The following is an 11474-nucleotide window of genomic DNA, read 5'->3' as shown; positions in this document are numbered from 1 at the left end:
GGGAGATCTGGTCAGTCAAGCCACCGTTAATGATGGACTGAATCTGCTGGATAGCGGCCTTGGCCTGCTCGGTAGAAAGAACGCGAGACATAACAATGATCCTTCCGGTTGAAAAGTGGATGCCTCATTCCATGAGGACCGGTTGAGGCCCCTTAAAAGCGAGTCTAACGGCTTAAACACCAATCCACATAGGAAATCGCAATAGGTAATCTCTTGTGCCTGGCAAGAACGTCCACGCGGGCCTAGGAGTGACCCTTTTGACAAGATGGTGCAATGTGAAAATGAGATGCCGTTTAGGTGGCCAGATATAGGATGTAGGGGTGGAGGGTTCCTTCGACCTCCGATTCGGGTCTCTCAAGGAGAACAGAAACCAATGACACGCTTCGCGCCTATCTGGGGAAAAACTGGGACCAGTCACTGGGGGACAAGACGTCATGCCGCAGCCAGGATCTTGGCTGTTGCTCTCCCCGCAGCGGTCATCATTCCTCTTACGGGAGTACTCGCCGCGAGTGGGGCGGCTCCGCTTGAGAGAGGCCTCGAATCGGTTGAAATCATGCTTGGACCTGACGGAGCTGTCCGAAGTATTTCAGCTTCCCACACTCAGGTGAGTGTCACCGAGGAGGGTATAAACGCTAATACCACCGGCCAGTCTTACGCTCCCCTTGAGTATTCGCAGAATCTACCGGTTCGCGTTGCCACCTCCTATTCGACAGCAGAGAAATCTGGCACCAACCTCGCTGAGGCCAATGGTGCCAAGGGGCGGGTGCGGATTGACCTCGACGTTCAAAACTTGACTGTCACCGCCCAAGAAGTCACATTCGATGCCAATGGGCGTTCCCTCACCCGGCAGGAGCTCGTCGGAGTGCCGTTGACCGTCGTTGCCTCCACCCATCTGAAGGGAAGCCCATCCCAGGTTATTACCACCCCTTTGCCCAATGGAGGCACTACCACTAACGGTGTCGTCTCTCGGGATGCATCGGGCGACACCATCGTTCAGTGGGCGGCAGTGCTAGCTCCGCCAGTGCTGGACGCTGCTACACAGTTCTCCCTGGTAGTAGAGACAGATGAATTCGATCTTTCCTCCTTCGATATTTCCATCCAGCCAGGTATCGTCACCGATGCCTCGGCGGAAGGACTCATGAACACAGCCTTCCGCCCTGCCGAAACCAGCGAGGGACGTCTTACTACCCGCACAATCGAGGTTCTCACCCATGCGCAGGAGGTATTCTCTGAATCAGGTAAGTCCCTTGCCGAGGTCCGCCAGCGGCTGCAAGATTCTGCAGACCGTATCGGAGCCCGCACCATCGCCGATCTGAAAGCTTCCAACGAAAGGATCCGAGGATCAGCACAAGGACTCTCCACTACACTCAACTCTCTTAACGGTGCACTTGCTGGCGAACTGAAGGCAACAGACTCTGCGGTCTCCAACGGCCTCGCACAAACGACACGCCAAGTAGCTGAACTCCTTGGCGACACGCGTCAGCAAGCTCCAAAGCTTGAGGTCGAAGGCTCTGCGTGTGAAGTAAAGATCGTTAGAACCGATGATCGCGCTCCGCAGGGCGTATTCGGCATGCTTCTATCGATGAATGCTGCTCTTGACGCCTACGCCCAAGCGGGTGACCAATGCCGTGAAGAGATCTACAAGAAGACACTTCAAGAACTAGGTCCTGAAGTGCCTACGGACGCCGCTTGCCAAAGCGCATCAGACTCGGTTACCTGCCAGTTGTTCGCCACGCAGACCAAGATCGATAGCTCCATCAAAAAGCTTCAGACCGAGACGAATAGCGCAGTTGAGCAGATGAAGGAACTGCCGACGGCAGACGCAGCATCTCAAATGAATAAACTGTCGGCTGACATCGACAAGCTAAGTCTGGTAGCCACTCAGATGGAAGGCTTCACAGTTAACGCCTCCCTTGGAGAAAAGCTGGACGCCGTTAAGGGAGCAAACTCCAAGATCCGTGACAGTGTCAAGAAACTCCAAGGTGCTTTGACTCCTATCTTCGAGCAAGCCCAGGCAGGTGTTACTTCGAGTAACCAGATCGAAGAACGACTCACGCGAGCCAAAACACGGCTTTGTGAGGCATCGTCAGTATCCGAAACTCCCGGACAGCCCGCACCCACCCCGGGGGCACCAACTCCAGACCCCGGTAATGGAAATCCTGGCACCCCTCCAGCGACTCCGACTCCCGCCCAGCCAGAGGTATCTCAAGAAGTAGCAGCAGATCTCCTGGAACTCCTCATGAAGACCAGTTGCCCCTCGGCTCCAGGAGCCAACGATGAACGGCCTCTCGCTAGCGCCGAGCACTCAGTGCAGTCCCTGAATGAAGAGAATCGTACTCGCTACACAGAAATTGTGAAGGCCAGTGCGCTTGCCGATGATGCTGAGACCACTCAAATCGAAGAAGCCATCGCAACGTGGAATGAGGCAAGCGCTGCCATTGACGAAGCGATTGCAAAGATCCGGACAGATTCATCATCAGATGAATCAACGCTTACGACCAACCTCCAAGGGCTCAAGGCCGCTGTAGCCACCATCGAAGAGCAACGGGATCGCTCTAAGCCGCTGGTAGATCAGCTTCACACCGATCTGAACCACATCCAAGAAAGGGTGCGAGATCTACTCAACAACACGTCACTTGAAGCCAGCGTCGAGACTCGACGTGTCCTGGAAGAGACCTCGAAGACTACGTGGAGAACTACCACTGCCCTGGGCCTTTCAAACTCTGCACTCGTCGCTACGATCATCGAGAACCTGGGTAAGGCCTCAAGTGAAATCGTTAGTGAAGGCCGTACTTCCCTTGATGAAGCCAAGAAGGTCACCGAAGAGCGCAACCTCGCTCTGAGCCAAGAGGCTTCAAGCAAGCTCAATGCAAGCGTCGACGCCGTCTCGCGTTCTGTGAACGCTGCGGTGAAGGACTCCGACGGAGCTGCTGCTCTCCTGTCTCAGGACATTGGCCGAGTCCTTGCTGACATCGGTGAAAACAAAGACAAGGGAACAGGGCTGCTTGGTACCATGGCGACTTCTAATGCCCAGCTCGGCGTGGCCGATCTGCAGATGGCCGCATCTGCAAGTGATACGGCTGATTTCAATACCGTTCAGCGGGGCAATCTTGAAGGACAATTGCTTCGCTCAGCACAACTGCGATCTTCCTTCGCGCGGCTTGAGACCATGCCGTCCTTCGCTGATTTGTCTTCAACTGGTGCGGAACTTGTAAGCGTTTACAACTTCCGTATTGCTGGAAAGTAGAAGTATGTCTTCCTCAATCCCCTCAACCCATCATGGAGCGCGACCAAAAGGTAAGGGCCGCCTCATCGCCATCATCCTCGCTGTTGTCGTGGCCCTGTGCGCAGTCGGAGCAGGAGTTTATTACTTCATCCCCGAAGACAATCCAGAGCCCTACGCTTCCTCCCCCTTAGGCATCACGATTCCTAATATGACTGAAGCGGTAGATGTAGGCGTCATAGTCTCCTACACAGAGGACAACGCTCAGGGAAGTGGCTGGGATCGTAGCGCAGAGGGTGCAAACGTCGCGGCCTGGAGGATTGCCCAGAGCGGAGGACAAGTCCGTTTACACTTAGTCTCCGATAAGGGAACCGCACAAGGTGCGAAGGATGCGATTCGTGAACTGACCTCCAAAGGTGTCGTTGCAGCAATCGCGGCAACTGAGGGGACTCATATCAAAGCGCTCACCGCTGAGGCTGCTAGCGTGGATCTTCCCCTGGTCTTCCCCTATGCATCGCCCGATGAACTATCCGGTGAACTTTGGTCAATGGCTCCCGACAACGTTCAGATGAAGAAGGTGCTCGAGACTACCTTGACGCGCAGGGGACTGAAGAAGCCCTTCTTGATTCAGCCAGCTGGCCATCAACTACAACTCGGAGGCGACAGTTTAGTTTTCGGGCCCGGTACTGCAAAAGCAACTGCTGAAGGGGCAGTAGCAAAGATTGAGGAAGCTCAGGCGGATGTCATCATCCTGGCAGGTAACGCAAAGGATCTTGCCACGCTTTTCATCACTCTCCGGGAAAGGAATATTCAACTTCCCATCGTGACGACTACTGCTGGGCAGAACCCTATTTTTATGGATGAGCTTGTGAAGTCAGGTGTCAGTGTGGGAGATCTGAGCACAATTGGAACTCCCACCCCTGATATCATCGCTTTCCAGGCGAGCCGACAGGGAGCAGGAGCAAGCAGTTTCGTACAAGCCGCGGGCATCATGGCTCGCGAGTCCGACCAGAAGTCTCTTGATGCGTCACAGGAATTTCATCTTGTTGCCCCCTACGCCGATGCCCGCAGTCACGACGCGCTCATCTCCATCGTGCGTGCCGCCGTACAGGCTACTCAGAAATCGATACCGATGAAGGATGCTCTTGCGAGCACTTCGATGACCGTTGAAGATGGATTGGTTGGAGCGGAGCTCGATTTCTCCACGCAGAGTGCGAATACCTGGGAAGGACGTGTTGCAGTCCAGGCGACCGCGACTCCTACGCGTGTTCCGCTGGCCTGGTTTGATCCCCTGACATCCCAAGAGTAGAGCCCCCAAACAAGGGAGTTACCTGGTGAGAATTACTATTGCCGAGGGGCAAAGTAGCCGTCTTTTCGTTGTCCGCAACTACACACCTCAAACCTCATTGGAAGAGATTCTGCAGGAAGCTCACTGCGATCTGCGAACCTGGGATCAGGTATGGGTTGATGATCACCAGGTTGACATTCACGATTCCATTGAAGATGTAGTCCTCCTTGAGGGGAGCCGAATTAGCCCTCAATCGCCCGAAAGTCTGCCTGACTCTGAATGGGTAGTTCTTATTGCCGGAGGCATGGCTGCTGGTAAGGTGCTTCCGCTCCACAATAAGGCTGCCCTAAGAATTGGACGTAGCCCAGAAGCCACCATCTGTCTTGATTCTCCCTCCGTCTCGTGGTCCCACTGTGTTCTCAACATTGAGGGAAATAAGGTCCGGGTCCGCGACGCGCAATCATCAAACGGCACCTTTATTAACGGCGAGAAAATCGTTGATGAGGACGGAGTGCTTGTTGACGAATTCGCCACTTTGAGTGTCGGTGGAGCAACGCTTCTTCTCCAAAGAGGGTACGGAGAGTCAGCAGCTCCGCGTCCGGGTGTGGATACCAAAGCGACTCCTGCAAGGACGGTTCCTTTCAACCGCCCACCCCGTCTTGCTGGCCCACCTCAACCAGAGTCTCTTGAAATCCCGGTAAAGAAGGAAGCTCCAAAGGCCGCGAAATTCTCGTGGATTGCGGTTCTGGCCCCTCTAGTCATGGCAGTGATGATGGTCATGGTAATGGGATCGCTTCGCTTCGCTATGATCGCCCTCCTCTCTCCGGTGATGGCGATTGGCTCTTGGTGGGAACAAAAGCGACGTGCAGCCAAGAGCGAGAAAGAAGAAGAAGAAAAGTTCGCAAAGGCAATTGAAGACTTTTCGCTAGAAATTGCACAAGCTGCTCAGGTGGAGCGGGCGGTTCTACGTTCCCGTGTGCCTGACACAGTGACAAGCTACGTGCGAGCCGAGCTGCCATCCACGCGTCTGTGGCAACGGCGAGCCGACGCAGCAGATTATCTTTCGCTTTATGTCGGCGACGGTAATGCCCCATTCACGGTACCCCTCGAAGGTAGCGCAACACAGGGAAGAAAGAGAAAAGAGGTCCAAGAACTTCTTGATGGCGCTGTCATTCCCGCAGCCCCCATCGAGGTAAGCCTCGCTTCTGGCCCCATCGGTATTTGGGGCCAACGCGAAGACTGCCTCGCCTTGACCCGATCACTTTTATGTCAACTCGCCACCCACGTCGGACCCGCAGACCTGAATATCGGCATCTTTACCGACCACGCACGAAGCTTCGACTGGCTCTGGACCGCGTGGCTACCTCACCTGCGTCAGCCTGGTGCCAACCCTGATCACATCTGGCTGGGAACAAGCTCCGAATCCAGCCAGACCCTACTGCGATCACTGCGCGATAATGTCGACGGCCTGCCGGTAGGCACCTTCGTCATGCTTGTGGACGGACACACCCTGCTTGAAGGACGTGACTGCCCTGCTCGCGATCTGTTGAGCAGGAAGATTGAGGAGAAGAGCTCGCCCGAAAGACAGCGAGCTACACAGGTTTCAGGTTTTGTCATCGCCGCTAGCCCAGATCAACTTCCGTCAGCGTGTAAAACGGTGATTCACGTACAGCATGACGCGAGTCTTTCCGTGTCATACCCTGCTACCGGTGAAACAATCGCGCATGTTACAGCGAGCGGTATTTCCATGGACTACGCCAAGGACTGGGCCCGAAAACTTGCTCGTTTTGATGACCCGGAAACGAAGAATCTGGGCGCGACGCTCCCCTCGCTTACTCACCTGCTTCCCCTGCTCGGATTATCCGAACTTGACTCCGACAAGATCCTTGAATCGTGGTCGACACATAACGACTTCACGACTCCAATTGGCGTCTCAGAAGATGGGGTCTACAGCCTTGATCTTGTCCGGGATGGACCCCATGGACTCGTCGGTGGTACGACTGGTTCAGGAAAGAGCGAATTTCTACGCTCTCTCGTGGCCGGTCTTGCCGCACGAGTTGATCCTGAGCACCTCACTTTCATTCTCATTGATTTCAAGGGTGGTGCCGCGTTTGCCTCATGTGATCAGCTTCCCCACACGATCGGCACTGTCTCCAACCTTGATGCCCAGCTCGCAGATCGGGCCTTGCGTGCCCTCGAAGCGGAGATGATCTACCGCCAAGAGAAGTTCGCTCAAGCGGGGGATGGCATCGACAATCTTGACGCATACCTCGCGACTAACCCGGCTGAACCGATGCCGCGGCTGCTCCTCGTCGTTGATGAATTCAAGCAACTTGCCAAGGAATACCCCGAAGTCTTGTCGTCACTGGTGTCGGTAGCAGCAGTTGGCCGTACACTCGGTGTCCACATGATTCTGGCAACCCAGCGCCCTGCTGGTGTCGTCAACGACGACATTCTGGCCAACACAAATATGCGCGTGGCTTTGCGTGTCCAAAGCCGCGAGGACTCAGCAAATGTTATTGATGTTCCTCATGCGGCAGCAATTGGGCGAGACCAACGAGGTCGAGCGTACGTCAAACTCGGTGCTGACGATATCTCGCCGATTCAGACCGCCCTTGTGACAGGACGTAGTGACGATTCTTCTGCTTCCTCACTGAACGTCATTGAGGTGGAACTCGGGCGTCCAATCCCTGAAGCAACATTCAAGGCCGCTAAAAAGGGTGAAGATAACGACCTCGATAGGCTCATCAGTGCTATTTGTGAGGCCAATGAACGAGCAGGCTACGCTCCCCCACGCCCGGTATGGCCCGAGCCTCTTGGTGAGCGGGTCGACCTCGAATTCGGCACCGACCTTCCCGTAAGATCGCAGCAAAAGGTTGCCCCTCAAAACCCCACCATGCTGCAGATTGCTCTCAGTGATGATCCTGACGGCCAACGTCAGTATCCAGCAGGCTGGGATTGGAAGGAAGGTAACCTCCTTCTCTTTGGTATTCCAGGATCGGGTACGACAACGACGCTGATGTCCATCGCTTTCGCTGCTGCTGCGAACTACACGCCGGATGATTGTGACGTTCTAATTCTTGATCTTGGATCACGCGGTTTGGAAGCACTGAAGGATCTTCCTCACACGAGGGCGTACGTTTCAGGCGGCACTGCCTCCCGGGAACTACAAGAACGTCTTCTGCGATTCCTGCATGCTGAGCTTGGCAAGCGTATGTCCTCCCCAGGAGAGTACAAGCCAATGCTTGTCCTCCTAGATGGTTTGGCCACTTTACGCGATGAATTCAAAGACTATGAAGCTCTCAACCTCCTTGAGACCTTTTACCAGGTGTGGGAGAAAGGTCCCGATGTGGGTATCCACTGCGTTGCGACCTCAACCCGATTGAAGTCAATTCCCTCTCAAATTGATGAGGTGACCACACAAAAGTGGTTGTTCCGACTGGCAGAAACCTACGACTATTCTCTTGCGGGTGTGGATCGTGCTGAGATTCCACCGCCGGTTCCTGGACGCTGCGTCATCGCAGAAAGCCACCATCAGACGCATGTGGCTATTTCTCCGCTGAGTATTGAGGAAACTGTTCGCCATTTTCGACACCGTTACGGTGAGGCACACGCAAAGACTGCTGCAATTGCTTCTTTGCCGACCAAGCTTGATCCGCTTGAGATTCCGATGCAATCTCAACTCTGTGGTGAACCGTGGCGTATCCCTGTGGGACTGAAAGACGCCGATCTCGCTCCTGCCTACCTTGAAGTCTACGAAGGTGAGCACATCCTCATCGCCGGGCCACCTAGGAGTGGGAAGTCCTCCACGCTCCTTGCCATCGCCCAGAGACTCCGCCATGACGCGACTCAACAGGGTCTGTCTATCAACCTCTGGGGGATTGGAGGCCGTAGATCACCGCTCCATGATGCCGGACTCGACCAAGTTGCTCTGTACACCGAGGCCGCAGGCATCCTTGCTCAAGCGCGAGTAAGTGCAGAGCCAACCGTTCTTTTCATTGATGACGCCGAACAGATTGATGACGCTGATCAAGCAATCTCTAACTTGCTGGCGATTCCCCAATCTCAGCTTCTTATTATCGCGGCCGGACGAAGCGACGACTTGCGTTCAATGTACAATCACTGGACCAAAAAGGTAGGCAAAGGACGAGCTGGATTACTGTTAGTCCCTAACGTTGACTATGATGGTGAGCTTCTGGGCGTCACCTTGCCTCGTCGGGGTAGTGTAAAGATGTCCATAGCGCGCGGATATTTGTGTACCGCAGGAAAGCCTGAGTTAATTCAAGCAGCAACGCTTGAAAAATCTGAAGAGGCACAATAATGGATTTGAGCGGTGAGGACCAAGGGTTTTACTTCGGCGCCAACTATCGCCTTGAAACACCTATTGGAGAAGGCGCCTCTGGCGTCGTATGGCGTGGTATACGCAAAACTGACGGAAGTCTCATCGCAGCAAAACTTCTGCGCGAAGAGTTTGCTTCAGACCCTGATATCATCACACGTTTCATTCACGAACGCACTATTCTCACCGCTCTTCGCGCCCCGGAGATTGTTTCCGTTCTTGACTTGGTTGCCGAGGGCAACAAGCTCGGCATCGTCATGGAATACATACCGGGCAGTTCGCTTCGCGACATTTTGCTGTCGCAAAAGACCCTGCCGGAGATCCTTGCCGCTGAAATCACTTTGAGAGTACTGCGGGCGTTGGCCGTAGCGCACGCCCAAAAAGTGGTTCACCAAGATATCAAACCAGACAACATCCTTGCGGTAGCAGGCAACGGCAATAATACGCCTCTGCAAATTAAACTAACAGACTTTGGTATTTCCAAGATCCTGGGAAAAGCTCCCGAACGCGCTCAACTTATTGGCACGCCGGAGTACATGAGCCCTGAACTCATTGCGTCAGGTCAAGCCGATGCTGCGGCAGATATTTACGCCGTGGGCATCATGTTGTACGAGATGCTTTCTGGTCACACTCCTTTCGCTGGAGGAGAGGATCAGGCTGCGATACTACAACGCCATCTGACCTACCATGTGCCCGGATTACCCCATGTGAGTGAAGGCCTCGCAGCATTGATGAACTCAATGCTTGTGAAGGATCCCGCAAAGCGTCCTGACGCTGAAACGCTCATTGCCGCCTTCGAGTCGCTGGATCGTCATACTTTCCAACGGCAGGCATTTGCTCCAACCCAAGATGCATCGCAATTCATCCCGGCGACCATCATCAAGCCCCTCCCGCTGGAAAAAACAGCCGCATCTTCTGAAGAAGTTGATAGTGCCGCCGCTAATGAACCGGCTGGGCCTGTTGCGCTTGATTTGCCTGACTTCACTCCCGGTGTTACGCATACGATTTTGCGTCCGCTGCCTGACGCCCTCAAAAGCTCTGAGACAGAACCAGAGCCGCTTGGGCCCCTGTCCCGAAAAGATAAAACAACGGCCTTCCTGAGGCGTTTGAGATACAGCAAGGCTATGCCGATTGTCGGTGGTCTACTGCTGATCCCAGCACTAGTTGCGGCAGGGTGGTTTTTCACACGAGACATGACCTGGACCGTCGAGGAAGAAAAGCCAGTTGCCACCGCCCGTTCCGAAGACAACCAACTTCCATCAGGACTGACTATCACCAGGGAAGCAGAATACAACCCCAACACCAAGGTGCTGACCTACAAGCTGCACTACCGTACAGCAAAGAATCCCCTCAGCGGCCCCTTCTTTGAACTGCTGACTTTACCTGATGGAGCCTGCGCTGAAGTTGACTGGACGAGTCCAGGCATTACGAAGAATGTGGGTGCCACAACCTCGATTATGGCCCGCTGCGGATGGACGGTCGACCCAGGCGTTGTGCCTCAGGGCAAGGTCGTGACTGTCGAAGGACAGATGAGTCTTGACTTTGGCGAGCAGAGCGAGGGGACTCAACGGGCTCTTAACGATTGGCTGTCAACAACATCGGAGGCCACAATATCGGCCTTGATGGATGAAAGTGTCGTTGCCACCTCTTACGCGGCGCAAAGACTCCAAGGAATGCGGATTAGCGGCCCAGGTCATGTGACCTCGGGGCAGACGATTCCATTGACTATCACCGGTCTGTGGCCACACGGTGAAGATACGCTATCCCCACTGCTGGTCTCACCAGGGGAAGGGGAGCTCACATCACCATTGAAAGCTGTTACGGCGAACCACCCCGATCTTGTGAGGTTTTCAGAACGTTGCCAAGGCGCAGCGTCCGTCTCTGCGGATGGGCGAACCGTCACAGCATTATTCCCCACGAATAGTTGCGAGATTACCGCAACCATCGGCAACTACGACGTTCAACCCACCCGCATATCAATCACCGGCCACGGATCATAGGCAGCGATCCTTTTAACCGGGGTGGTTGTACTTTTCAACGGCGAGGGCGCAGTGGTTGGCGAGGTTACCCCGCGTGAGGTAGTAGGGCAAGGCCTGGTGTGGGGTGGGAGGGTTTGGCGTGGTGCGCTCACTTGCTTGTTTGTCCGCTTTGAGGGGTCAGGACTTCTTCACTGCACTCGATAGCTTTAAAGTAGCGGACTTTAGCGACCTGGGCATCCCACAAGGCGCGCAGTTCTTCCTCGGTTGGCGGCTCAACACTAGAGTTTTCCAGGTCGATACGCACCATAATGTAGGTGTCGTCAACAATCCCATACGCTCGCGCCGTAGTACGAATAAACCTGCCTTCTTCTACGACCGGTTCAGGCGGAGGAGGCGTAAGTCCTTTCCCCTCCCAGTACACGGCCTGGAAAGCAGCGATACCCTCACCGAAATCAAGGGGCGTCACCCGCCAGTCAGTTGAATGAGTGGCAGCATTCTCACCCCAATACGCCTTGCCCATCTGGCAGTAGTCACTGTGAGCAAGTTGATTAATTTCTTGAGGGCCACGCGCAAAGATACTCTGCGGATTATCTAAAAGCCCAAGAATGATCCTGCGACCACCATCAAGGTATTGCACACCATGAC

General features: G+C 54.6%; 5 protein-coding genes. 4 read left to right on the top strand and 1 reads right to left on the bottom strand.

Annotation, left to right across the window (positions count from 1 at the left end; translation table 11 throughout):
- Nucleotides 1-373 precede the first annotated feature (373 nt).
- Genes EII11_RS10160 through EII11_RS10145 form a run of 4 tightly spaced genes read left to right on the top strand, consistent with a single transcriptional unit; the run spans nt 374 to nt 10850 of the window.
- Complete coding sequence (locus EII11_RS10160; RefSeq protein ID WP_124872419.1) at nt 374-3247, top strand: hypothetical protein; 2874 nt, start codon at nt 374-376, stop codon at nt 3245-3247.
- Between the two features lie 4 nt (nt 3248-3251).
- Nucleotides 3252-4532, top strand: a complete 1281-nt coding sequence (locus tag EII11_RS10155; RefSeq protein WP_124872416.1) for an ABC transporter substrate-binding protein — start codon at nt 3252-3254, stop codon at nt 4530-4532.
- A 25-nt stretch (nt 4533-4557) separates the two neighbouring features.
- The gene (locus EII11_RS10150) at nt 4558-8832 is read left to right on the top strand and encodes an FtsK/SpoIIIE domain-containing protein (protein ID WP_124872413.1); all 4275 of its coding nucleotides are present in this window, start codon (nt 4558-4560) and stop codon (nt 8830-8832) included.
- The gene (locus EII11_RS10145) at nt 8832-10850 is read left to right on the top strand and encodes a serine/threonine-protein kinase (RefSeq protein ID WP_124872410.1); all 2019 of its coding nucleotides are present in this window, start codon (nt 8832-8834) and stop codon (nt 10848-10850) included. The genes EII11_RS10150 and EII11_RS10145 overlap by 1 nt, the downstream gene beginning before the upstream one ends.
- Before the next feature lie 127 nt (nt 10851-10977).
- On the opposite strand, the gene EII11_RS10565 is transcribed toward EII11_RS10145, so the two are convergent.
- Nucleotides 10978-11474: hypothetical protein (locus tag EII11_RS10565; protein WP_165867149.1), on the bottom strand; the 497-nt coding region annotated here is incomplete at its 5' end.

The organism is Schaalia canis (genome assembly GCF_003858455.1).
GTDB classification, from domain to species: Bacteria; Actinomycetota; Actinomycetes; order Actinomycetales; family Actinomycetaceae; genus Pauljensenia; species Pauljensenia canis.
This window is presented reverse-complemented; position numbering and strand designations above follow the sequence as displayed.

What these genes read in the sequence shown, in the direction of transcription:
- EII11_RS10160 (WP_124872419.1), top strand. Translation starts at nt 374, where the DNA reads ATGACACGCTTCGCGCCTATCTGGGGAAAAACTGGGACCAGTCACTGG.
- EII11_RS10155 (WP_124872416.1), top strand. Translation starts at nt 3,252, where the DNA reads ATGTCTTCCTCAATCCCCTCAACCCATCATGGAGCGCGACCAAAAGGT.
- EII11_RS10145 (WP_124872410.1), top strand. Translation starts at nt 8,832, where the DNA reads ATGGATTTGAGCGGTGAGGACCAAGGGTTTTACTTCGGCGCCAACTAT.